The organism is Paenibacillus sp. IHB B 3415, from assembly GCF_000802655.2.
In the GTDB taxonomy this organism is placed as follows: Bacteria; Bacillota; Bacilli; order Paenibacillales; family Paenibacillaceae; genus Paenibacillus_AQ; species Paenibacillus_AQ phytohabitans.
In genome coordinates this window covers 26179-52598 of record NZ_JUEI01000027.1, presented here as the reverse complement: position 1 = coordinate 52598, position 26420 = coordinate 26179, and the positions used below count along the sequence as shown (strand labels likewise).

The following is a 26420-nucleotide window of genomic DNA, read 5'->3' as shown; positions in this document are numbered from 1 at the left end:
CCATGCCCGGGACCCGCTTTTACTATGTAATCTATAGCTCTAATTCAGATGATCTACTTCATAACGCTTCTGCGGCACGAGCAGTTCAATTACTTTGCGCTGCGGCACCGGCCGGCTGATCAGGTAGCCCTGAACCTTGTCACAATTCGATTCCTTGAGAAAGGCCAGCTGGCTGGCATCCTCCACACCCTCGGCTACAACATCCAGGCCCATCTTATGGCCCAGAATAATGATCGTCTGAACGAAGGACTCACTAAAGGCTTTATCCGCAAGGGAATCAATGAAAATTTTGTCCATTTTGAGTGTGGAGATCGGCAGCTGCTGAAGATAGCTTAAGGAGGAGTACCCCGTCCCGAAATCATCCAGCGCAATCCGGATGCCGCGCGACTTCAGGAATTCCAGCTTGCTGACGGTGCTCTCGAACGATTCCATGAATATGGATTCCGTAATCTCCAGCTCCAGACTGCTCGGCTCAAGACCGCTCTCTTCCAGACTATCCAGCACAATCTCCACGAAATCATCCTGCAGCAGCTGAATAATGGATATATTCACTGATATTTTATAAGAGATTCCGGTAAGCTGGTGGATGCTGTTCATGAATTTGCAGGCTTCCCGCAGCACCCATTCCCCGATATAAATAATCAGCCTGGAATCCTCGGCAATCTTGATGAAGGAGAGCGGGGAGACAAAACCGAGCACCGGACTGTTCCAGCGGATCAAAGCCTCGAATCCCGAGATCAGTCCGGTCTCAATCTGCACCTGCGGCTGATAATGCAGCTCAAATTCATTATTGTTCATGGCACTCCGCAGATGCTTCTCAATGTTCATCCGTTCATTAAATGCCGTATGCATCGATTTATCATAAACTATATAGGTGCTTTTCCCTTCTTCTTTGGCCCGGTACATCGCTACGTCAGCATTCTTCAGAATCTCCTCTGTTGTCTCCCCGTCTTCCGGGTAGAAGGAGATCCCGATGCTGCAGGAGACGTACAGGTTGCTCTCGCCGATGAGGAAGGATTTGCGGAAGGAGCGCATAATGTCCTCGGCCAGATTCAGCACATCCACGCGGCTCTCTATGTCTTTGAGAAACACTACAAATTCGTCGCCGCCGAGCCGGGAGAGCATGTCCCCTTCCCGGACTACCGACTGCAGGCGCTCGCTGGCCTTGCGGATCAGAATGTCGCCGGATTTATGTCCTAGCGTATCATTAATATACTTGAAGTTGTCTGTGTCTACGAACAGCAGCGCTGCTCTCCCCCCCGGCCGGCGGAAATAATTCTCCATCGTCTCCAGCAGACAGATCCGGTTCGGCAGATTGCTGAGCGAATCCACATAAGCCAGGCGGTGCATGTTCTTCTGATTCTCCAGCAGCATCTCATATTGCCCTACAAGCTCCTGCTGCGTAGCCGTAAGCTGCTCATAGGTCGCTTCAAGCTCCTGATAGCTGTTATTCAGATTGAACTCCGCCTGCTTCCGCTTGCTGATATCAATCAGCGAGCCAAGGAACAGTACGATTTGGTCTCTCGGGTCCACAATCGCCTTCCCTCTAACCTCAAACCAGACGTAGACGTCATCTTTGGTCTTCATCCGGTACTCGGTTTCGTAGATCGGAGTCAGCCCGGTAAGATGCTCCTGTCTGGCTTTGCGTGCAGATTCCTGATCATCCGGATGAATGATGCTGAGCACGCCGCCTTCGAAGGCGTTGATCTCTTCCTCGGTGTAGCCCATGACCTCATACCAGCGGTCCGAGAGCTTGTAGAAGCCGCTATCCCAGTCGAGCTCCCACATATAGGCACCTGAGCCTTCGGAGGCCAGACGGAAACGCCGTTCACTGACGCCCAGCCGGTTGAACTGGTCCTGCAGCTCAACTTCAGTTGCCGCAAGCTCCTCATAGGTAGATTCCAGTTCCTCGTAACTCATCTGCAGCTTAAGTTCGTTCTGTTTGCGTTCATCGATATCAAGCCCGACCAGGACGAATATATCCTCCGCCTGATCATCCATCCCCTTGATCAGGGTAGTGCGGATGGAGAAATAATGCGCAGCCGGAGAATGCTCCGGAAGCTTCAGCTCCACATTAGTCACATAATCGAGATAAACCGCTTTGGTAAGGAGATCCCGCAGCACTGCCGCTCCGCCCTCAAGACCAGGCAGGTCATCGATACTCACGCCGAGCACATCCTTCTCTGAAAGCCCGGTCATTTTCTCGGCATATTGATTGAAGCGCACGCTCCGCTTGTCTCCATGAACCGCCCATATGATCATCCCGGTATTCTCGATCACATCCTCGAAGAATTCCTGTTCAGAGTGAATTGTCCGGCGCAGACGCCGGATATAGATCCGGAGCAGCACAGCGCCGAATACCAGCAGGATAGCCCCTATGGCCACTCCTGATATGATTCTGTTACGGATCATCGACTGATGATAATCTGAGTGAGCGAAAAAATATTGCTGATACAGCTCTTCGAATGCCCCGGAGCGTTCCAGCCGCTCAAGTCTGGCATTCACATAAGACACCAGCTCCGGCTTGGTCTTGCTGATGCCATAAGCGACATCCTGAGGATAAAGATTGTTCATTTTGCGGACAATCGTTCCGGTCAGCCCCTGTTCAACAATCAGATAATCCACAACCCCCTGATTCTCGAACAGCAGATCAATCTCGCCCTTGCGCAGAGCCTCCACTGCTTCAGGTACGGTTGCATATTCTATGTATTGTGTGGATGAGATTCCCACCTTATTCTGCAGAACAGTTTCCGAATACTGTCCCTTGCCTACACCGATTTTGTAATTTTTCAACGTGCTCAGCTTCACTTCTTCACTAAGCTCCTGGCGGGAATAGACGGAAATGTAGCTCCTTAGCACAGGTCTGGAGAACAAGGTATCCTGCTTTCTCTCCTCGGTTACGGCCATGAGGCCGGTCGTGTCAATCTTGCCCTCAGTCAGCAGGCTGTATGTACTCTCCCATTCCCCGGTGCTGTATAGAATAAGATAATCCTTTTTCTCAAAAATCATACTCGTCAGATCAATATCAAAGCCTGTCAGATATCCGTTCTGTATGTACTTGTAAGGGGGATATTCCAGTTCTGCCTGGTACTTAATATCCTGTCTTTCGGCGTGAGCGGCAGCGGGGGGTGTAATCATGAGCACGATGCCAATTAGAAGCAAGAGTTTACACCGCTTCATCGCAATTCTCCTTTGTCCCATAAAAATCGGCTAAACGCATTTATTATGAAGCTGTATTCGACAAAAAATGGTAAGGTTCCTGCTAGTTATGCTTCAGTTCTGATAAAATGTGCAAATTCTGCAGAATCGTTTATTTATAAATTCTTATATTTTAAAATAAGAAACTTTATATTTGTATTGCTTTTTGGGAGCAAAATGTGGATAATAGCAATAACGGTTGATAATGATTATCATTATTGAATATCTAGTATTCATTACTTGACTATATCTGAGTTAAAAGGAGACTGAACACCCATGAACGCAGCCACCACCCGGACCGCATTACAGGTTGACGATTACCTGGATCTGCTCAATCTTGCTGTAAAAGTCGGAGATATGAAATGGCAAAAAGAGATCAAGTCCAGATTGCAGTATATCCTCTGTCTGCAAACCCGGTAGATTATTCCGCACACAACAGCTAAGCCTCCCTGTCTATGGCAAGGACGCCATTGCTATTAGTTATAGAAGAATGTATACGGCCGCATTTCCTTAACGGGAATGCGGCTTTTTTTGTGGTATACGGGGACTAATTCCGGGACGGCTGCATCTGAGGTCTCCGGAATGTTTAATGATATAATGATTAGCATAATATAACGAACAACAGCCCATAGATCGGAGTGTGCAGACTTGAGAAAAATCCTCGCCTTGGTCTTACTATTATCCTTGCTCCAGATCCCCGGCGTCTATGCTGCGGATATTCCTGTACAGCAGGGAGTTGTTACTGATGAAGCCGGCTTACTTACTGCCCAGGAAGCGGAAGCTATCACCCGGATGGCCGCAACGGACCGCTATACTCTCCATATCCTGACAATAGACTCTCTTGACGGCGCGGATCCAGCCAGTTATGCAGAGGAGGTATACGATACCTGGAAGCTGAAGACCCGGGATATCCTGCTTCTGATTGCTTACGGAGACCAGCAGACGGAGATTAACTTCGATAATCCGGAGCTGCAGAACTCGCTCAATGCCTGGTCGCAGAACCTTGGCGGAGCTTCAGGAAGCGCGGCAATCACTAAGCTGCTGGAGACTTACTTCAATCCTTATGCCAGAGACGGTGATTTCGCCTTAGGAATCAGCTCTGTCATTAAGGAGCTGCAAGCCGTCGGCAGCGGACCGGGCAGTGCTGCCGGAGGAACTGCTGGAGGTGGTACTGCGGGTAGCGGATCAGGCGGCAGCGGCGGAACAGCCGGAAGCAGCGGATCGGGGGCGGCCGAAACCGGCAGGGGCGGACTCTCCTTCTTATCGCTCGCCGCTATTGTAGCCGTGGCCGCCTTACTGGTGCTCCTGCTGTACGTGCTGATTACAGGAATGCGCCGCCGCAGCGGGCTTGCCAATCAGCAGGAACTATTGTCTGACCTGCTGGTACGGGCGAATCGCGCTCTCGAATCCCTTCAGCCCTTCCAGGGAATCGTGCAGGGCAAGACCGGAGAACTGGTCGAGGGCATATCGAAGCGCCTGACCTCGCAGCTGGTCGAGATCTCAGCGCTGCAGACAAGCGGGCAAGGCGCCCTGCCGCCCTTCTACCGCCTGTCCGCCCTCAAAGCTGCAACAGAACAGCTTCAGCAGACGGAAAGTAATTTCCGCACCTCGCTTGAAGAGGAAGAGAAGAATATTGCTGTCATCAGCGATGCCGACCGGAACGTCAAGCAGCAGATCACTGAATTGAAGCAGGATGCGCCAGAGCTTGACGGACAATTGCAGCAAGCGGCCCAAGCGACCGGCTATCCGCTGCAGGAAATCGCCGAGGACCTGGAGGAGCTGGCCGCAGAAACCGCCAAAGCTGACCAGCTGGAGCTGTTTGACCCGATTGCCGCACAGGATATTACAGAAGAGGCGCAGGAGCGCCAGGAGCAAATTGAGCGGGACCTGCAGGATGTAGATGCTTTTGACGATAAGCTGAAGGCATTCCCCGGGGTTCTGGCCGCTGCCCGCAGCCGCATTGCCGGACTGATTGAGCAGAACTCCCTGCACAATATGAAGGTTAAGCCCTATGACAGTCTGGAGCAGGCTTCGGCTGCCGCCGGGTCCCTGGAGGCGCCGCTGCGCAGCGGTGACATGGATGAGGTGCGGCGGATCGGTGCCGCGCTGGACGCGCTGCTGGCTGAAGCCGTCGCCATGACGGAGCGCCAGGCCATGATCCGGCAGAGCAACCGCGCAGATCTGGAGACGGTGCGCAGCAAGTGGGGCAGCTTGACCCAGCGGCGCAATGAGCTGCAGGGCAAGCTCACCGAGGCGGGGAACCAGTTCGCCCGCCAGCATCTGGACAGTCTGGAGAAGACGCTTGAGGAGACAGGTGCCGCACTGCGGCAAGGCGCAGGCGAAGTGCCGCAGATTGAGACCTGGACCAGCGATGCACGCGGTGAATATGAGAATGCGCGCAGCGGACTTGACCGGCTGCTAACGCTGCAGGACGAGACTGAGGGCAAATTCAGCAGTATCGACAGCAGTCTGAGCTCTCTGTACGAACGTCTGGACAGCCTGAGAAGGCTGTTCACGGAAGGACAGAGCCGGGTCGATGCGGCACAGAGTCTGCTGCATAGCAGAGGTATTGCTGCACAGAGCCGCTTCCAGCTGTCCCTGCTGCCGGAATATGCCGAGCTGGAGCAGCGCCTGTCCGCCCGTCCATACAATCTGGATGAACTGGAGAGTACAGGACGTTCTTATGCTTCGCAGATTTCCAGCTTCGTGGAGGAAGCGAACCGGCTTGTCCGCCAGAAGGAAGAGGCAGAGCGGGCGGCCCGCCTGGCAATGATGCGGGAACAGCAGCGGAGAGAACAGGCCCGCAAGCGGATGTCCTCCGGGCCGCCCTCCTCAGGCGGATTCGGCGGCGGACGTTCCTCCGGCGGCTCCTCCTGGGGCGGCGGAGGCCGGTCGTCGGGCGGCTCTTCCTGGGGCGGCGGCAAGTCCGGCAGGAATTCTTCCGGCGGCTCCAAGTGGTAGACGGCGGATTGCCGGAAGCGGCATAGACATATTTAAGACGGGCTTCAGCCAGGGTTTATGGCTGAAGCCGTCTTTTTCTGAAGAACCTGTATAAGTCTCGGGGGTGGCTGATGCTGAGAATGTAAGATGTGTTATACAGGCTCCTGCAGCTGCATATGGGCAATGAACTCCATGAATACAGGGGATAGCCGCTGCTCCTTGCGGTAGATAAGCTGAATATAGAACGGCTCCAGCTGCCCGGCCAGGGGAATTCCGGTTAAGGCACCGGTGCGCAGCTCCTCCTCCACCGCATACCGCGGCAGAAAGGCCGTCCCCCAGCTGCGCTTCACCGCCTGCTTGATCCCCTCGAGATTCCCAAACTCCATATCTACACGCGCAGTTATACCGGATTCCCTGAGCACATGCTGCAGTTGCTTCCGGTAAGTACAGGTACTCTCTGTCAGCACCAGCGGTTCCCCCTCCAGACGCTCCGGGGTAACCGCCTTTTCGGCTGCCATAGGATGCTCCGGATGGGTGATCACATACAGCTGCTCCTCTCGCAGCGGCAGAGTAACCAGTTCCCCCGACGCATACGGAAAATCGAAGATCAGACCGAAATGGGCCGTTTTATCTTTGACTGCGGCGATGATATCTTCTTCAGAGCCGGGCTGTACCCGCAGCTGCATTCCGGGATGCTGCTCCCGGTACCGGTGCAGCCGGTGAGGCAGATAATAAGCGGCCAGCGTCTCAATGGCTCCAATATTCAGCACTCCCTGATCACCGCCGGAGATTATCCCTTTAGCTTCCGCACTCAGCACCAGCATTTGCCGGGCATACGGGAGCAGATTGCTGCCGGCGAAGGTTGGAATCATCCCCCTGCCCGAACGCTCCAGCAGAATGGCTCCGTACAGCTCCTCCAGCTTGGCAATCTGCGCCGTCACACTCGATTGTGCGTAACCCAGCACTTCTGCCGCCCGGGTATAACTTCCGTGGTCCGCCACTGTACAAAAGGTCCGCAAATAGGTTAATTCCATACACAGTTCTCCTGAATTATCAATATTTTCGATATTTAGTATCACAGACTATAGATAACTCCAATTATAGTTCTCTTATATAATAAATCCAACCCATTTAACCAAGGAGGACTCTGCAATGAAACTACAGGCGAAATCTCAAGTACTGGCTGCTCCGGCAGCGGCCTCCGCAGATGCGGTACGCTATTTCACGGCAAAAGCAGCATTCGAGACCGATGTGGCCGATGTGGCTTACGATCTGCGTGAAGGGATCACCGGCTTTCAGCTGGTCGATGTCCGCGATGCCCGTTCATATGAAGAGGCTCACCTGCCGGGAGCCCTCTCCCTGCCCTCCGGGCGGATAAACCATACTTCTCCGGAGCTGCCCAAAGATGATGTACTCATTCTGTATTGCTGGGGACCCGCCTGCAATGGAGCCAGTAAAGCCGCAGCCAGACTGGCTGCACAGGGCTACCTTGTCAAGGAGATGCTTGGCGGTATTGAGTATTGGCGCAAGGAAGGGGGCAGACTGGAGGGCACCCTGCAGGAGGAAGCGCCGCTGTACTATAGCATGCCTGCCGGATCACAATAGTGCGGAGCCTTTCCCTAAGGATATTTCCATGAGAGACGCAGCTTTTTATCATTTTATGAAATTAAGAAATTAGCAACAAAGAAGGCCCCCATAGGAGACAAGTCTCCTATGGGCCTTCTGCAGCAATCACTCCATCATTTCTTCGTGAAGATTAGTTTATCGAGGTTGCCCACATAGTTCAGACTCGAAGTAGTCGAGCCCTTCAGTGAGACATACAGATGCTGCTTGCCGGTCAGTGTCTGACTGAGCAGAGCGCCTGCAGTCTTGTAGTTCCCCCAGGCTCCGCCTGTATTGGGCAGACTGACCGTACCGATCACGGTACCGTCTTTGCCGCCCAGCCGGATCTCAGCTGTGATGTCAGCCGGGGCACGATTGGTCGGCGCATCGTACTGGATGGATACGTAGTTCTTGCCCTGTACGCCGAAATCAACATTCTCAAAGGAGAACCAGGCTCCGGTAAATGTATTGGCCACTACAGTTCCGCCGTTGTTGCCCTCAGTTTTGAGCGGATTGCTGTTGAAGGTGTTTTTCGCATCAGACCAAACAGTCTTGTTCTCAAATTCCACAAGAACATCCGGTTCAGCTGCGGCCAGAGAGAAGGACGCATTGTCAAAATTACCGATATACTTGAAGGTTGAATCCGTTGTGCCCCTAAACACCAGGTAGATGTCCTGCATGCCGGAAAGATTCTTGCTCAGCGCGCCGGACACAGTCTTGTACGTCCCCCAGGCATTTGCAGTCGGCGGTGCTGACAGAGTGCCTGCAAGCTCACCGTCCACTCCGCCCAGACGGACTTCAACAGATGAATCTGCAGCCGTATTCGTTGAATTGCCTGTATACTCCAGCGACCACTGATTCACGCCCGTGCTGCCGAAGTTCATTCCCTTGTACGCCAGCCAGGCCCCGCTAAAGGTATTGGCAACCTGCTTGCCGCTGGTACCGTTCTCGGTCTTCAGCGGACCGCCGTTGGCCGGATTATTATCCGTGGACCAGGCATCATAGCTCTCCAGCTCCAGCTTAGTGTAGTCTGTCCGGATCGCCTGGTAGTCCCAGATGAACTTGTCCAGATTGGCGATATACGGACGATTGCCGTCTGTACTGCCCTTCAGCACGAAGAACAGGCTCTGCTTACCGGTCAATGTACGATTGAGTATTGCTGCCGCCGCCTTGTATTGCGTCCACCCTGCACCGGTATTCTTAAGCTCCACATTGCCGAGAAGCTCGCCGTCTACAGCCCCAAGCCGCAGCTCAAGCACCGCATCCGACGGTGTACGGTCAGAGTTTGCATTATACTCGACCGTAATCCGGTTTGTCCCTTTGGTTCCGAAATCGATATCCGCAAAGGATAGCCACGCGCCGGTAAAGGTATTGGCGACCACCGTACCGTTATTGCCGTCTTCAGTTTTCAGCTTATTGTTGTTGAACGTATTGACCGCATCCGACCAGGCCGAGCGGTTCTCAAATTCTATCGTCCCCATATCCACTACCGGTGGCTGCGGTTCCTCCGCCGGGTCAGGTACAACCGGAGTCTTCACCGGTACCGGCAGCGGTTCAGGCAACGGATCTTCCCCGCCCGGCTGCTCTCCTCCAGGTTCGCCAGGTTCACTTGGTTCACCAGGGTTCTGCGGTGCTGGCTCCGGCTGCGATTCAATAGGATCAGCCAGCCATAATGAGTCGTAGATGTTGCCGTTATAGCTGTCCACCAGGTAGACATTCACCTGATACTTGCCGGCGTTCACACTGAAGTTCTGCGTCAGCTCGAAGCCGCCGGACTGGACCGGTACGGCACTGGACAGCAGCGCCTGCTCTCCGCCGTCCATCAGCTGAATTATAGCAACCGCCGAGTCTACATAATCTCCTTTGAGAGTTCCTGATACCTCTACGGTCATATTGCCTGTGCGCTTCACGTCTGCCTTCAGATCGTACACATCCCATAGGATGTCCGAGGTGTACGGGGCATTAGAAACCAAGGCTTCGCCTGTCATGACATTCCGTTCTTCATTTGCTTGGATGCGTACTTGTACAGCACCCGCCACAAAAGCTTGCGGTCCGACCATCTGCGGATTCGCCGTGGCCGTCTTCCAGCTCACGCCGCCGTCGGTGCTGTATTCATAATCCGCCGGGCTTTCGAAGCCCGGTACCCTTGTCCAGCCAAAGGTGTTGGCTGAATCATCCACCAGGGGAGCTGTCGGTGCGTCCGGCTTCATCATTTGCTTGACCGTCTCCAGACTGAGATCAAATGCAATATCCGAGCTGCTGAAGTTTACCTGATGCACTTCTGCGGCGAGCACATTAATGCCTTCCTGCAGATAATCCGGATTGATCTCATAACGGTTCCAGTCACGTTCGTCGCCGACTGTAGCATTGGCATTGGTATCATAAGCCACAGCCCCGTCCGGCATGTTCGTCCGGATAATCTCATGACCGTTCAGGTAGAGCACGGCACCATCGTCACGGATCAGACTGGCGTTCAGCTCCAGAATATCCTTCAGCTCGGACGCTTCGAACGTTGTGCGGAAATAGGCAGTCGTATATTTCTTGCTTGCATCCGGGCCGTAGCCTATCACAGTTTTGGCATATCCCTTGTTGTCATAGCCGAGCGGTGCCTGCCCGGAGGACCAGCTGCTGTCATTGAAGCCTGCCCCTGTCCAGCCATCCGCCGGGGCTGTGCCCTTATCATAATATTTCCACTCTGAACCTTCGCTGATCAATGAAGTCCGGGAGAGTGTGTTCTCAATGTCAGCGTCATAATCTGCTGTAGGAGGTACCGATTTGGCCGAAGCCCCCCAAGCATAATTGGGCGTGTCTCCCATATCAAATTCCAGCGTGCCTCCGTTCATCAGATCATCATAGCCGATCCAGGCCTGATCAAACGATTGACCGTTCAGGGCGGCGGATTGAATGAACCGGTTGGCGGAGGAGACATTGTCCGCTTTAATAGTAAAGGTCTTGCCATTATCCAGATGCAGGGTCAGCTCCGAGAAAACGGGTGAGCCGATCAGGAAATTGGCGTCCCCCGGATTTCCGGGGAAGAGGCCCATTGCGCTGTACACATACCAGGAGGACATCCCCCCTGCATCGTCGTCCATAGAAGGCAGATAACCTTCAGGATCAGCGCGGTAGACCCGCGATTGAATCGGGAAAGCATACGGCCCGTGGTTGTGGTATTTCTGAGTAACCACCTCGGTAGTATATTCTCTGGCATAATATTGGGTCAGATAAGGATAACCCAGATAGTTGAACAGATAGGGTACATCGATGTCCGGCTCGTTGATAGCCATGTACTCATTCCGGGCAAAGAAATCCTGCAGCTGCTTCGCCATTTCTGTCTTGCCGCCCATCAGCTTGGCCAGACCATTGATATCCTGTGTAGCGGACCAGCGGTATGTCCAAAGATTGCCCTGATAGGCATACTTGTCCACTGCGGTTACATCCCCTTTAGCCACTGTCGTACCGTTCGGGGTAAAGAACCCGGTCTTGACGCCGTTCTCATCGACCTGATTCGCATTCCACAGCTTCTGATAGGAGAGTGCGAGTTTCTTATATTTCTCATATGTGCTCTTATCGCCCAGCAGTGCAGCAAGCTTCATCGGGAAATAGGCACTCTTCGCCTTCTCCAGCTTGCCGGAAATTTCGCTGTCCGAGATCGAGAAGTTGTCAGCATCGACTGCCATTCCTTTTAGCGCCGTGTACACGTCATAGTCCGTGAAGCCTTTCGCATAGGCATCGAGAATGACGGCACCGTTGAATTCATTGCGCACCGTCGGGCTTGGCCAATAACCGTCCCCCCATTGCGTGTAGGTCCCTCTGGTCTTGTAAAGGTCAACCAGCGACTTCACCATGTTGTTATACTTCTGCGGCTCCAGCACAGAGAACAGGGAGTATTTGCGGAAATCATCCCAGGTCGTCCAGCCGTTATAGTATTCAAAATCCTCACCAAGCCCGGACGCTTGGCGCACCGTATTCTCATCCCTGCCCGCCTTGAACGTTCCGGCTGAGCTGGTTACGTTCTTCGGATGCAGGTACGTATGGTACATTTGCGTATAAAATACTTTCTTATTCTCTTCATCTTCATCCTTGATTTCCACTTTGCCCAGAACATCGCTCCAGGTGCTGCGGATCTTGGCATGCTGGGCGTCGAAATCCCAGTCTGCAATATCCTGCTTCACCTCGGCTCTGGCCTGTTCCACACTTACCGCCGACAGACCGACCTTAGCCTGGATCACTTTGCCGTCATTCGTGTCGAAGTTGACCCAGACTCCGCTGTTCGCCCCGTTACGGACTGCTTCCGTTCCGGTTGTATCGCCCTGCCAGGAGGTGTAGGAATCGAAATCATGGTCAAACTGGATGGAATAATAAAGCTTATAATACCCGTTGCCGCATACGTTCTTGGATTGGATCATGCCCGTAATTTCATTGCTGCCTTCCACCTTCAGGTTGGCATCAAGCATTCCGGCATAGGAATTGGAGAGATCCACGAGTACAGAACCCGTCTTCGCGGACGCCGGGAATGTATAGCGCTGGAAGCCGACATTATCCGATGCCGTGAGCTCCACGCCGATTCCCGAGGCCAGCATAACCCCGTAGTATCCTGCGGAAGCCTGCTCGCTGCTCTTATCGTATAGCTGCTTGTATTCATTCACGTTCTTGGTGAAGGAGCGGGTCTCAGGCATCATCAGAATGTTACCGCCTGCCCCGCTGCAGCCTACACCGCTGAACCGCACCTGGGAGAAGCCCTTCAGGTATTTGTCCTGATAATAATAGCCGCTGAACGCCCCGCCGTCGCTGTCAGGTCCCAGGGAGACGAGTCCGAACGGCGTCGACGGTCCCGGATTCGTCTGACCGTTATCACCCAGGGTGTTGATAAGCGGATCGACATAATCCACTGGCTCCAGATTTACTGCAGGATATGCCGGATACTTCCCGGCATCCACTCCATATACCTGCAGCTCATACAGCCGGACAGTATCGCCGCTCGCTGCAGCTTTGCTTACATAGAACCGGAGATAGCGGGCTGTCACTGGTTCAGGCAAATACCGGTCAACGACCGTCTGCACGTTACCCTGCACAACATCCACATCGCTCCAGCTCTGGCCATCATCACTCTTCTGCAGCCGGAAATTCTGTGTGTTCCAGAACGGGCTGTTCGAGCTCTCATTGATCCCTGCGTTGTAAACCGTCCATTGGTTTATCGTATATTCCTTACCAAGGTCGAGCTTCATCCATTTGATCTTGGCTGTTGTATTATCGCACCACTTCGTGTCGTTCTTGCCGTCTACAGCAAATTGCGGCCGTTCATTCACATTGCATTGACCTGATGCTGTAACTTGTGCATTCAGTGCAACATTCTTCGCCGGAACTACTTCTATACCAGCTTCCGCGGCGGATACCGTAACCGTAAAGGCAGTCACTGAATCCAGCAAGCCAAGCAGCATCAGAACCGACATCAGAATGGAGAACAGTTGTTTACGCATGAGATTTCAATCCCTCGCTTTCATCTTATAGTGAAGAGCCGATCTCAACCAGACGGCCTACCATTACTGCCACCTCAGCGCGGGTGACCTGCTTCTTCGGCTGGAATTTGGTGCCGTCTCCCTGCATCAGCCCGGCCACTCCCGCCTCGGCCACACTAGCCGCTGCCCAGGAGGAAATCTCTTGTGCATCCGTATAAGCCATACCTTCCCGGCTGCCCGCACCAAGCCGGAAAAGCTTCGAAGCATTGACCAGCGCTACCGCCGCTTCCTCGCGGGTGATCCGGTCATTGGGCCGGAAGGACCCGTCGTAGCCGTTCATTATACCCGTCGCTGCGGCCTCCGCCGCCTGCTTAGCGTAATAAGCATTTGAAGGCACATCAGCGAACGGTGCTGCAGCAACTTCAGCCGGTACGTTTCCCGTACGCTCTGTAGCCCGCATCAGCAGGGCGGCGAACTCAGCGCGGGTAATGCCGCGGGCCGGTTCATAATGTGCAGCGTCCACACCGTTTACCAGATGTTTGGCGGCAAGAGATTTCACGGCTGCTTCAGCCCAGTGTCCGGTCATATCCGCGAAATTCTTGTCATAGACAAGCAGTGCATATGCAGAGAAATGGGTCGCCTTGAAGGCTACCGTTCCAGCCGTCAACGTGCCAGGTACATATTCAGCACTGTTGCCGTCCACGTAATAAATGCCCGCTAGTTCCGTCTTCATCGAGGTAATCTGCGCTGGCGTCAGCTTGAGGCTAACCTCTGCCGGCTGATCCAGCTGATGGATCTCAGTAACATTGCTGCCGTTTACCATCTGAATGACCAGCGACAGTAATACACCAGTCGAAGCATAAGCGGCATCACTGCGGACAGACCCGCCAACCAGTGACTGGGCTTCCTTGTTCCAGCTGGCATTCAGGACAATCCGCAACCGGGTCTGATTATCACCAGAGGTCTTCATTGCACCTGCGGGAAAAGAAATCGTCCTTACTCCATCTGTCAGTACAAGGCCTGTATTCCCTGCATTAAGCAGATTAAGCGATTGTTGCGGGAGCTCCAGTGCCACTCCAGCTTCTCCTGCCGTGGCCATAAGCTCAATTGTGATCTGGCCAGCAGCTTGCTGCATAGCCTGCGCCAGCGTATCTGCACCAATCAGATAACTTCCGTTAATCAGCTCTGGCTTGATCCGGGCATTAGAGGCTTCTCCGGCTCCGGCTGGTATTGGGCTGGCCGCTGATGAAGTAGGGCTGCCTGTTCTAACGGGCTGTGACGTACCCGGATTACTCGGAGTTCCAGAATCCGGCGCCGGTGTCGGTGTCGGTGTCGGTGTTGCAGTCGGCACCGCGCTTGGGGTTGCTGTTGGAGCTGCGGTCGGTGTTCCGGGACCCGGATTATCCTCCCCCTGAATGGTGAATTCTTGCGTCAATGCAGCTCCGCCGGAACCGGCAACCACGTTATAGCTTCCGGATGGAGCCAATAGCTGGCTTTCCGGAATTGATACCCGCTGTGTATACACTCCGTCTACAGCTTTCAAGACATCAATATAGAATACTGTGCCGGCCGGGCTGATGATTTTGACTACAACCTGGTCAGCTGGCCCCGGTGTCATTCCAGACAGTGTGATGCTGCCACCGCGCTCAGCCGCCTTTCCGCTCAAATGGAGCGTGAAGGAGTCTGCAGCGAAGACTGCAGCAGGAGAATACAGGAACAATAAGACCATAATGGCCGCTACCACTTTTTTCACCTTCGGATTCCTCTCTTTCCTGATCACTGAAGTTCTACCGGCTTCGCAAGCTGCCCAGGCACTTCCAGGTTGTTGTTGAACTGGTCAAATACGAATACCTTGATCCGGTAGTTTTCACCTTTCACATTGTAGTACTGGGACATCGTCAGATGGCTGCTCGTAAGCGGGATAGCGTTAATCAGCAGTGGAGTATCGCCGTCCATCAGTTCGAAGACAACATAAGCGCTGCCGGTATATTCCGCGAGACGATCCAGTGAGACCTCCACCTGAAGCTGGTTATCGCGCTTAAGCACACCTTTTATCTCGTACGTATCGGTATGATCATTTGGCGTGAACGGCTTGTCCGAGAGCAGCGCTGTTCCTGCTGGCGTACCGGCTGCCATATCACCTTTGATGCGCACCTGCACCATGCCTGCTGCGTAACTGCCGTCATGGATAGGCTGCGGGTTCACCGTGACCGGCTGCCAGGTTTCGCCTCCATCCAAGCTATATTCATAGTCACCTGCTTCAGGGTAGCCAGGTACGAGTGTCCAGCCGAAGGTGTTGCGGGCATCGTCAATGACCGGAGCGGTCGGAGCCGCCGGATGCTCACCGCCGGATAACACGGTAGCTTCCGAGGAATTGTCCCGCTTGTCTACGGCTTTGACTACAAACTCATAGTCCACTGCCGGATTAGTTCCCGTCACTTTATATTCATACTGGCTGCGCGCTTCTTCCACGGGTACATAAACACTCCAGTTCGTCCCGAGTTTACCGTTCTTCTCATAAATCCGGAAGCCTCTGACGGCATCAGCGTCACTCTTGTCGGCTGGTCTTACCCAGGTAAGTACGGCCGCCTTGTCCTCTGTCCTGCCGGCTGCCAGCTCCTTCACCGGTTCGGGCTTGCTGTCATCGCGGACAATTGTGTACGTATCGAATGGAGCTGCATCGCCCGATTTGTACGAATTGATAGTGAAGCTGTCTTCCGTCATCGTGATGCCGGAGTAGATCGGTACTTTAGGCTGCTGATATACATTGGCATAATATGGATTTACACCTTTTTGGATATCGTAATATTTCGTACCGGCGGAATTATTGATCATGTACAGCGTACCGTCAGGGTTCAGCGGATTGCCGTCGCCGTTTTTTTGTATATCCGTCACCGCTTTGTCCTCATACATCTGGTACGAGCGCATGAAGGTATGGTCATGACCCTGCAGTACCACATCGATACCCAGCTCATCAAACACCGGAACCATTTTCTCTCTAAGCGCAAGAATATCACTGTCCAGTGCATGGTTACCCAGCGAATAGATCGCCTTATGGAAAGCAACCACTTTCCATTTCTTGTCCGTTACAGCTACCTCACGCTTCAGCCAATCAACTTGCTGTTCGAAGGAATTACGCTGCCGCTCGTCCCAGCCCATGTCCATCGTGTTCAGTACCATGATATGGGCATCGCCGTAGTCGTAGGAATAGACACTGCCTGGAGGAAGCGGATCATCGATTGAATCATTCGGATAGTTGAAATGATAATAATAGTTATCGTTATACGGCCCTTCATGATTGCCGACAGCCGCCATAAGCGGAAGCTTCATCAGCATGTTCTGCGGCTTGCCGAAATAGTCCAGCCACTGTGACTCCAGCGATCCGGCATCGACCTGATCCCCGGTCATTACCAGGAACTTGGCATCCGGATAATCATCCAGCCCGTTCTTCAGTGTTTTGGCCCATACCTCATAGTCGTTGGTATTTGCACCTTGGGAGTCAGTCATATAGAGGAAATTGTATGCCTTTTCGTTCTCCCCCTCAGTCGTGAAGCTGCCTGCAGCACTCCAGTTTCCGTCACTGCCCACACGGTATTTATAAGCAGTTCCGGGAACAAGCCCGGTTGCAATCGCTTTATGGCTGATAAAAGCGCCTGTTGTCGAGCTTGTAATTTTCAGATTAAGCGCCCGGGTGTCAGCAGGTTCGCCAACAAAGCGCTGCTTCGCTGGGGAGTCAAAGTCCTGATCTGCCGGCACGATCTCTACAATGCTGTCCATAATCCCCGCTGGTGCGCTGTCGGGTCTTTCATAGCTTGTATACCAGGCGAAGGACCGGTTGGTCTTCGCTTCATTCTGGAAGGACATTGCAATCGCGATCGGTGAGTAATCCACGGCCTCTGACATATTATCAGGACTATAAACGAAACTGCCCGCAGATGTACCGTCTGTAAACTTCAGTCCTGCCTGCCCGTCATAGGAGATATTCACAATTTGCCCAGGTTTCACGATGGAGCCAAGTGTCAGTGTAAGCTGATCAGGAGCACTGCCTTGAACCGCATTCAGGAGCGGAATCACAGCTGTGTCCGTCTTGACTGTCAGATGGCTGGCCAACTCGGACGAAAGCGGCTGCAGATCACCCGTGAGCTGCAGCGCTACACTGGTACCGCCGGAATCCACGCTGCCGTAGACAGGTCCATTGTAATCAGCCGGAAGGTAGAAGGCAGAAGCAGGTACAATCTGCTTCACATTTCCAGGACCCGACCAGCGCAGGTAGAGATTCGATCCGCCGAAGTCTTCGAAATACTCCACCTTGAAGCTGTGCTTCACTCCGGCTTGCAGGGGAATGGACATGCTGGTCTGCTCGACATCCCAGTCGTTAGTCCAGTGATCGATCACAAGCTGGTCATCAATCCATACCCGGAAGCCGTTGTCCCCGGTCATATAGAAGGTATAATCGCCGGATTCCGGCGCCATAATCTGACCTGTCCAGCGGATATTTGCATCATCCGAACGTCCGGTCCATGTCTGGAGAACGGGGTCCAGATTGCTGAAGTTAATCTGGGAATCAATTCGTGTGGACTTATAATCACCGAAATCAAAAGTTTCGGTGCCGGTGTAATATTGACCAAGTAATCCGTGGTCTTTCGAGGCGGATACCCCTGCAGAAGCGTTGAGTTCGAGGGAGAAAAACGTATCGGAACTGCCGCCCCTGTCCTGATGTACCTCGGCGGCAATTACATTTGTGCCCTTCAGTAACAGAGCCGGATCGATATTGAAGTTATTATCGAGCCGTTCGTCGCCGATGGCCGAAGAAGCATAAGTATTATAGAGAATCGTACCCTGCGGCAGGTTCGTGCGGTAGACTTCCTGACCGTTCAGATAAACAACCGCGCCGTCATCCCGGACCAGCGTAGCCGCGAGCTTAAGGACAGCCGCCGGGTCGTCAATCTGAAATTCCTTGCGGTAATACGAAGTTGTATATTTTTGGCTTGAATCCGGGCCGTAACCGATCCAGGTGTTCAGATCCAGCCCTTTGCCGCTGCCGGCATAGCCAAGCGGGGCTTGTCCCTGCTTCCAGCTGCTGTCATCGAAATAAACATCATGCCAGACCGTAGCCTGATCAGAACCGTCATCCAGATACACCCATGCACTGTCCTTGGCGACCAATGGTCCCTCTGCAGCAGCTGCTGACATGGGAGCATCCTCACCGGCAACAGGAGATGTTTCTCCGTCAGCACCGCTGGCGGCAGGCTCTGCAGCCGACGCGGATCCTGAGTTATCCATTCCCTCAGCAGGATTAGCACCTGTGTCTGCAGGCTCTGCACTGGCCGGAAGTAACGGCAAATAACCAGCGGTGAACAATGAAGCCGTCAGCAATGCAGCTGCAAGCATTCGGCTTAGCAGCTTAAACCTCTTCTTCACTTCTTTTCCCCCCAAATGAAAGTTATGATCATTTGGAAATGATACGTTTACCGGGCGAACTGTTCAATGCATGCTTGGTAAAACCGGGATGAATTTTATGTAAAATTTTAAGAAATATATCTGGTAATTAATTCATTACGATCTATAATTATTCATTGTCTTCCAAATCATCTCCCTTACCCGCTACTACAAAATAATCTGTGTCCCTTATAAGTAGCCGACGAAGCAGGGTCAGTTGTAATTCCGGCATTCTAAAAGGAAATGTAATCGGGAGGTTAAAACAGCTATGAAATTTACTATGAATTCCAGCAGGAACAAACAGCTTTTATGTATATTTATCTCAACAAAAAGCAGAAAAGCGTTCCTCCATAACCGGAGAAACGCTGTTCGGTTTATTTGGCAGCCGTTTTAATGAGACTCCTCATCCAGGAACGGCTTATTCACATAGTAATACATCACGCCCATCAGCACCCCGCCGCCGATGAGATTCCCCAGCGTGACCGGTACGAGATTATGCACAACGCCTCCCCATGATATGGTGCCGGGGTGATCCAGGACGAGCGCAATCGCGAAGGTACACATGTTGGCAATACTGTGCTCATACCCGGAGATGAAGAAACAGAACACGAATAGAACCATGGCGAACATTTTGGCTCCGTCGCTTTTCATCGACATCGGGACGAAGAAGGCCAGACAGACGAGCCAGTTACAGAGAATAGCCCGGAAGAACAGCTGCAGCGCCGGGGCTTCCATCTTGTGAGCCACCACATTCAGCAGAAACCCGTTCACAGAGGAATCATAGAATAATCCGGTCAAAAAAATCAGCAGGGCGAACGCCGTAGCCCCAAGGATATTACCGATGTAGCTCACTACCCACATCCGCACTACCTCAGTCCATGCCATCTTGCGTCTCAAGGCCGCGTAGGTGTAATAGAAGGTATCTCCGGTAAATAAATCTCCCCCACCGTAGGAAATGAGGATGATGGCTGCGCCGAACGTAATCGCAGCCATCGGATAGGTCATCGGCGATTGTTCCATATAGAAGAAGTTGCCGGTCTTAAATGCTACGATAACGCCGAATCCGATAAACATGCTGGCGAGCATGGCTCTGGCAATATACCGCAATATGCTTTGCCGGAAGATCTTCTGTTTCTTCAGTGCCAGCTTCTCAACCTGCAGCAGTGCCTCGTTCTCCATTTGACCTCCGTATTAGCTTCGTATTTTCAGTGATTGTAGAGGCTGCTAGCCTCCGGGTTATTATACCCAATAAACCGCTGGAAATTGCTTGAACCACAGAGCGTCAATATTTATGGAGCCTGCACACCATCCGGACCTGCTTTACAGGCCTCCATCATTCGGGTCATTCAGCCTGGCAATAGCTTCCGCTTTCTCACTGCTGGCTACGACGATAAGCACAACTATCAAACATCCCAGAATCATCCGCTTATCCCCTCTTTCTCCACAGGTCGCCTTAGTGACAACTTATGTGGGAGTGCGGAGCATTATGAATGCTGATTATCATGACAAAAAAGCCCGCTGATCCCTATCAGCAGGCTTATTGCATTCCTTCGCATCGATGTGCTTACAGGCCGCAGATCAAATCATCAGTTCAAAAAGCTGCTCAGCCCATTCTCCGCCTGCTTCAATGCCTGCGGCTGCGAGCCCTCATTAAGCCCGAGCCGGTTGTTCAGCTGGGTGTTGATGGTCGTCATTTTGGACGTATAATCCTGGCAGCTCTCGATAATCCGCCGGTTAGACTGCTCCGAGGTATCCAGGGCACTGAGCAGATCGCCTATTGCCTGATTCACAGCTTCGAGTGACATGGACGGCTTGGAGAGCAGCTCCGTTGTCTTCTCGGTAGTTGTACGCAGCAACCGTGCGTTCTCCTTGAACTGATCCTCGATCGTCTTGTTGGTGGCTTCCACAGCGTTAATGACATTCTCCTGATCAGCCAGGGACATGGCAATCATCGCCGACACGGTGATCAGGTTAGAAGTCTTATCAATCGCGTTGTTTACGGAATCAATCAGCTTATCATTGTTGTCATTGATGATATCCGTTGCCGCAATCGCCTGATTGTAGAGCAGAATCATTTCGGTCATGGACTGAATCCGTACCATTACCTTGCGCAGTCCCCGTTCCAGATACGCCTTGCGGAATTCATTCTCCGGCTTGGCGATTTCTACCTCGAACAGCTCCTTCAGCTTGTTGCCGAAGGCAATTTTGGTCTGCAGGTTATAAATCTCCTCCATCGAGGTGCGCTTCAGCTGGCGCATGTTGACGATGCTCTCTTCCAGCGTATCGCGGCCGTCGCGCAGACCGGTAATGATAGCATCAATATTGGTGCGGACGGACTGATATTTATAGACATAATTTTTGAGCGGACTCTTGCGCAGCATTTTGCCGAAAAAGCTGACATTCTTGCTCTGCTGCAGCGTCTCGCACTCATTACGCAGCTTCATAATCATATTCGGCACTTCCACCCGCTTGCCGCTCATCAGGTCATTGACAGGACGATCCAGCAGCTTAAGGGTTTGTCCCGCTTTTTCCTGCGTTTTCACGCCAAGCTTGCCGATATCATCCATCAGGGAATCCAGGGCTACAGTATCGGTCTTGGACACCTTCTCAATTAACTGGGAAGCTTCCTCCACTACCTTCTGTTCATCTTCTTTTCTCAGCTCGATCAACTGCGTGGACATGGTTTTCCTCCTCCTATAGTTCGGAACTGCTGTAACGCTGATGAATCAGTTCCGCCTTGGTCTGAAGTTCCATCAGGTCTTTATGTTCGATCGTAGACGCAATATCGGATATTTTGGTATCAACATCACGCAGACCGTTCAGCAGCATTCTCCGGTTTCTCGTCTTGGCTTCGCCGCCCAGCCTCAGGAACGGGTTGATCACACCGTTGAGATCCTTCAGCACCAGTCTGCGGACGGTGTGGTTGATCTCGCCGTTGCCGAGTTCCTGCAGCAGAGGAATCACACGCTGCAGTCTGGCGAACAGCGCCAGTGACTTCTCGACGATCTCATTGTCCAGCGTATCCTTCTGCCCTTCAGATATAATCATATCCTCCAGAATGCTAAGATACTCCACAACCGGAGCGAATTCTGCTCCGATGGTAATCTCCACTCTGGTCTCAGCCCCCGCTTTGACCGCAGGAGCCTGTCCCGGCGCCGGGAGTTGGCCTGCGGCTGCGGCGCTGCCAGCCGAGGACTGAAGCGCCCCTGCTGAAGCTGCAGGGGCCGCTGCCGGCTCTTGCCCGGCGGGAATAACCTCCACCGGGAGATTCACTCTTGTGCGCCTGAAGCCCGGCACCGCAAGGGCGGCCCCGGCAACCGGAAGCAGCAGCGAGATCAGCTCGGGCAGGAACCCGCTGGTCAATACAGCCACAACATAGCCGGCTCCGGCGTATACCAGTACTTTGAATTTAGCTTGCATTCCTTCTCACCTCTTATGAGCGTGAATGCTCCACACTCAATTCACGGAATCCGTAACCACGGATTCTCCGTTTATTTTCATGATCAGCGGCTGTTCAACATGGCTTGCCAAGACATTGTGCGCGAATTCTACAGGCTGAACTTCGCCGCCCAGAGCACTTTTGACCGCCAGATAAGGGAAGTTAATCCCGGACAGACACGAGATATGCAGGCCCCCGGACATCCGCGGATTAATCTCAAGCAGCTTGGGTACATCGCCGCTGTATTTCATCTGGACATTGAAATTATAAGGAATCCGGTAGGTCTCGGCCACCCTGCGGGCAACCTCTTCCAGCTCCGGAATATGCTCCATCAGCCGCAGCCGTCCGCCCGCCTTACGGCGCGGGACAGCGGCAAGCAGATTGCCATGCGCATCTGCCAGACAATCAATACTGTATTCATATCCCTCCAGCAGCTCCATAACCATCAGATTAGGAAAACTCTCCGCTCCGGAAAGAATACGATAAGCATCCTCGAAGGAAATCAACGGCGTTACATGTCCAAACAGCTCTTCCAGCGGGCTGCGGTTATTATCTATAATCCGGAATCCGAGACCGCCCTCTGTTTCGGTCGGCTTGAAGCAGACCTTATGTCCCTTGGATACGAGTTCTTCATAGGCTTCCTTGAACTGCTCTGCATTACTTACGACATGATAATCTGGAATCGTCATGATTCCGTTAGACTTCACACTCTCATAGAACTTGCCTTTATCCATAATCATTTCCAGCAGGTCCTGATCGCGGCAGACCAGCACCTTCGTCCCGATGGCATCGAACAAGGACACATGCCGGGCGATATCCAGCATATGCAGCCGCGGAATGAAAATATCAATCTCATTGCGGCGGCAGAAATCAACGCAGAACTGCACGTATTCGATTCCCGTAAGCTCAGGCTCGGCCCCCGCAACATCAGCGCCCTGCAGCGACATATGGCGGATATCCGGGTGGGTGGCGAATATTTGAACCGGGATGCCGTCTTCATTGTTCCGGATGAGATTCATGTAATGAAAAGCCACGGAAAACCAGCGATTGAAATAAATATTTACCTTTTTCATTGTGGCCCAACTCCCAATGCTGTCAAATTATTATAAATCGTTTGAACATACTGCATAATCTCATCCCCGGCAAATACACCCGATTGCTTCGTGAAAGGATACTGTAAGTTTACTAGACCCGCCTGCTGCTCGGCAAATATTTCTCCGTGACAGGGGGCAATGGCATAGTCCGCAGCCGCCAGCAGGCTCTTGTCCAGCAAGGAATCGCCTGAAGCGACCATCGGCTCCGACCGGACGGTACGGCGGACATGAAGGATCGCGTCACTTTTGTTCACGGCCTCCGGCACAATGTAGAGCTTGCGCCCCTGCAGCGATACCTTCCAGCCCAGTCCATCCAGCCGCTCAGCCATGCGGGTAATCTCATCCAGCGGCAGAGAATCACGGTGCACTACGAAGGTGTAGAACAGCTCGTCACAATACCGCTCGCTGGTAATCCATTCTGCCCGCACTACAGAGCGGACAATCCTGCCGGCTTCCTCAGCCGGCACGGACCCGCGTTCCACCAGCCGCCCGACGGCCGCCCGCCATTCCTGGTCCACTACCCCGTTCACGAGAATGTTGCCTCCATTACTGGTAACGGCATAATCCGGAATAACGGTCTCCTGGAACAGGTTGATCCGCCGGTACTGTGCGATGGTGCGCGTAGTCACCGGCATGAAGACAATCTTCGCCGCAAGCTCTTTCAGCATATCCAGAGCCTGCTGCGAAATATACGAGACCGTTCTGCCGTCAATCACTTCGGCCGGCACCAGACCGGGGGCATCCCCGGGAACTCCGATGGCATTCAGAGAGTAGATCAGCGTACGGTCCAGATCACTGGCGTAGATCATTCACTCTCCCCTTTCAGCGGCTTAATAATCCCGCAGCAGGAATACGTCAGTCCGGGGAATACCTCTACAGGTACACCGCGGTCTCCGGCCAGCAGCAGAATATGCCGCAGGTTGGGATTGTCCAGCCGATCAACGAGGATTTTCCAGGGCACTCTGCGCAGCAGCACACGGGTGGTCTCGCCAACTCCCGGCTTCACCAGATTGATATTATCAATGCCGAAGGTCTCCTGAATACTGCGGATATCAGCCAGCCCCTGCCAGGTAATCTCCGGAGGATCCGCCTGCATCTCTTCAGCAAGCTTCAGCCCCTCCGCAGCCACCTCACGGAAATAAGGAGTCACAGCTTCCACGAATACACCCGACAGATCACTATCCAGCCATTCCTTGTAGAACTTGGCCCCGTGGAACTCCTCCGGTCCGATCAGGTCGTCGCGGAGCACCGTACGGCTCATCAATCCGGATACCGTAGAGTTCAGACAGGCGCTTGGGATCAGATAATCTTCTCTGGTGCCGAAGGTTCCCGAACAGTATCCGGGATCGGCGAGCACAGCCAGATCATCATTCAGGGTAATCCCATATTTGCTGTACATGCTCTCGCAGGCCTCGATCAGCACCTGGCGGATAGCCCCTTTGCCGGTCCAGCCGTCAATGAACTGCAGCTCCGCATCACTTCCATGCTGCTGCAGCATATATAGCACAGCATTCTCATCGATACCTTTGCCCCGGATAATCGAAATGCTGTAATGCGGCAGATCCGCTGTATACCGCTCCAGAATATACCGTTTGATCAGCACGCCTATCGGGGTACCTGCTCTGGCCAGTGAGACCAGTACCGTATTCGCCGTTCCCCGCTGAGCCACAATCATCTCAGATACAACAGCTACAGCAAGCGCCACCTTCCTCGCGGTATGCTGCAATGTCTCATGGAACAATTCGATATACTGCTCCGTCGGCTGGTATTCTACAGGGAGCATCTCTGAGTAATGCACGCCGGACTGGATTGCTTCCTCCCGTTCGGCTGTTCCCCGCTCCAGGGATACATCGCTGAGGTCCTTGAGCAGAAACGTAACATCGGAGGCAGGGTAGCTGCCCAGCGGAACCGGAGGGGATATTCTTCTGTTCATTATCTCTTCCATTTCGATTCCCTTCATATCCGCGAGCCTCCAGTTTCAGGTTCAGAGGCCAGTATAATAAGATGCACCTTATTGCCTGCCAGCCTCTGCAAAATATCCGTCATCGGTTCAATCCGCTGCCGCGGCACATCGCGTTCAAGCAGCACAAAGATATCGTCATACTGGCCGGGATCCACATTATAGATGAAATTGGTGATCTCTGTGTCGCCTGCGGACGGATACGCTGCTGCACTGTGCACACCGTAATCCGCACGGCGCTGCGGATGGATCGGACTGCGGGTAGAGGATTGATAGGACACGCCCTCACCCATCTCCGCGGCAATCCGCATCGGCAGATACATGAACTCGCCTACGCCCATCACCAGGGTCCGGGAGCCTTCCCGTAAGTCACGGAGCTTCCCGGCCACCCGGCTGACGCCTTCGTCAATCTGCCGGTTATCTGCAGAATCCAGACCAAAACGGCCGCTGTATTTCAAATAGGGGGAGAGATTCACAATACCTTGCGCATCCGCAGAGGACACCTGCAGCCGCTCTAACCCGTCCTGTATATACGTGGTCACTAGCTCTGCAACTGCTGCGGGTGGTTCTCCGCTTCCGGCTTGCGGCTTCAGCAGAGGGGTTCCAGTCACCTCAATGCTGCCCTGAAGCAAAGATAAGGCGGTAATCCTAATTCCCAGCTCCTGCTCCAGATCACGGTAAGTCTGAATATTCGCGGTGCTCCGCCAATCCAGAAGCGAAGCCACTACATACTCCCGGCGCGGGAATTTGGACTGGATATCACGAATGGTATTGATCGCCGTATTGCCGGTCGTAATCTCATCATCTACCAGCACAATCGGCTCTGTTCCCGATAACAGCTTAGGATTCAAGGAATAACAGAGATGATCTACAGCATGGGAATGCTCCTCTTCGAAGGTGACTACGGATTCCAGTTCAGGAATATTCTCACGGGTCGTATGAATATATGAGGCCCCGCCGGCAAACATGTTGTACATGCTGTGGCCCAAGGCGGTAGCGGTCTCGGCAAAGCCGATAAATAAGGCAGGCTGAGGCAGAACCAGACGTGCAGCAAGCAGATCATGATAGGCCTCTTCCGCGAATTCAGGATAAATCAGGCCATGAACCGCCTGGCTCATCAGCTTGTCCATGATCTCCCGTTCAGCGCTATCCGCACTCATCTCTAAGTACAGGAGGAGAGCAAGTGCCGCTCCGCTCAGCAGAGGTGTATAGGGACCTACAGGAATATGTTTGCCAAGCACTTTGCTGACGAATAGAAAAGAGCGTTTCTTGTTGATACGCGCGGCCATGGA

The 26420-nt window shown here is 53.1% G+C and carries 15 protein-coding genes; 3 read left to right on the top strand and 12 right to left on the bottom strand.

Annotation, left to right across the window (positions count from 1 at the left end; genetic code table 11):
* Positions 1-39 precede the first annotated feature (39 nt).
* Entirely contained in the window at positions 40-3180 is a 3141-nt protein-coding gene (locus QW71_RS38030; protein WP_052770040.1) for an EAL domain-containing protein, read from the bottom strand.
* A gap of 294 nt (positions 3181-3474) precedes the next feature.
* On the opposite strand from QW71_RS38030, the gene QW71_RS40940 reads away from it, so the two are divergent.
* Positions 3475-3618 carry a hypothetical protein gene (locus QW71_RS40940; protein WP_171720322.1) on the top strand — a complete coding sequence of 48 codons (144 nt, stop codon included), beginning with the start codon at positions 3475-3477 and terminating at the stop codon, positions 3616-3618.
* 228 nt (positions 3619-3846) lie between these two features.
* Positions 3847-6159, top strand: coding sequence for a TPM domain-containing protein (locus tag QW71_RS14735; RefSeq protein WP_039299428.1), 2313 nt, complete (start codon positions 3847-3849; stop codon positions 6157-6159).
* A 131-nt stretch (positions 6160-6290) separates the two neighbouring features.
* On the opposite strand, the gene QW71_RS14730 is transcribed toward QW71_RS14735, so the two are convergent.
* A complete protein-coding gene (locus QW71_RS14730) occupies positions 6291-7172 on the bottom strand; it encodes a LysR family transcriptional regulator (RefSeq protein WP_039299426.1) in 882 nt (293 codons plus the stop codon).
* Positions 7173-7290: 118 nt separating this feature from the next.
* On the opposite strand from QW71_RS14730, the gene QW71_RS14725 reads away from it, so the two are divergent.
* A complete protein-coding gene (locus QW71_RS14725) occupies positions 7291-7743 on the top strand; it encodes a rhodanese-like domain-containing protein (RefSeq protein WP_039299421.1) in 453 nt (150 codons plus the stop codon).
* 134 nt (positions 7744-7877) lie between these two features.
* On the opposite strand, the gene QW71_RS14720 is transcribed toward QW71_RS14725, so the two are convergent.
* The 10 genes from QW71_RS14720 to QW71_RS14675 all read right to left on the bottom strand — a co-directional run bounded on the left by QW71_RS14720 (position 7878) and on the right by QW71_RS14675 (position 26417).
* Positions 7878-13217 (bottom strand): glycoside hydrolase domain-containing protein, encoded by a 5340-nt coding sequence (locus tag QW71_RS14720; protein WP_039299418.1) that lies wholly within the window; start codon positions 13215-13217, stop codon positions 7878-7880.
* Positions 13218-13242: 25 nt separating this feature from the next.
* Positions 13243-14949 (bottom strand): S-layer homology domain-containing protein, encoded by a 1707-nt coding sequence (locus tag QW71_RS14715; RefSeq protein WP_039299412.1) that lies wholly within the window; start codon positions 14947-14949, stop codon positions 13243-13245.
* Between the two features lie 23 nt (positions 14950-14972).
* A complete protein-coding gene (locus QW71_RS38025; RefSeq protein WP_235441464.1) occupies positions 14973-18617 on the bottom strand; it encodes a PA14 domain-containing protein in 3645 nt (1214 codons plus the stop codon).
* Between the two features lie 408 nt (positions 18618-19025).
* Entirely contained in the window at positions 19026-19814 is a 789-nt protein-coding gene (locus tag QW71_RS14705; protein WP_039299406.1) for a formate/nitrite transporter family protein, read from the bottom strand.
* 407 nt (positions 19815-20221) lie between these two features.
* Positions 20222-21316, bottom strand: coding sequence for a toxic anion resistance protein (locus QW71_RS14700; protein WP_039299403.1), 1095 nt, complete (start codon positions 21314-21316; stop codon positions 20222-20224).
* 13 nt (positions 21317-21329) lie between these two features.
* Positions 21330-22055, bottom strand: coding sequence for a hypothetical protein (locus QW71_RS14695; protein ID WP_039299401.1), 726 nt, complete (start codon positions 22053-22055; stop codon positions 21330-21332).
* Positions 22056-22091: 36 nt separating this feature from the next.
* Positions 22092-23147, bottom strand: coding sequence for an ATP-grasp domain-containing protein (locus tag QW71_RS14690; protein WP_039299399.1), 1056 nt, complete (start codon positions 23145-23147; stop codon positions 22092-22094).
* A complete protein-coding gene (locus tag QW71_RS14685; RefSeq protein ID WP_039299396.1) occupies positions 23144-23977 on the bottom strand; it encodes an HAD family hydrolase in 834 nt (277 codons plus the stop codon). The genes QW71_RS14690 and QW71_RS14685 overlap by 4 nt, the downstream gene beginning before the upstream one ends.
* The gene (locus QW71_RS14680; protein WP_039299393.1) at positions 23974-25128 is read right to left on the bottom strand and encodes a cysteine protease StiP family protein; all 1155 of its coding nucleotides are present in this window, start codon (positions 25126-25128) and stop codon (positions 23974-23976) included. The genes QW71_RS14685 and QW71_RS14680 overlap by 4 nt, the downstream gene beginning before the upstream one ends.
* Positions 25125-26417 (bottom strand): phosphoribosyltransferase family protein, encoded by a 1293-nt coding sequence (locus QW71_RS14675; RefSeq protein WP_039299611.1) that lies wholly within the window; start codon positions 26415-26417, stop codon positions 25125-25127. The genes QW71_RS14680 and QW71_RS14675 overlap by 4 nt, the downstream gene beginning before the upstream one ends.
* Positions 26418-26420: the final 3 nt, after the last annotated feature.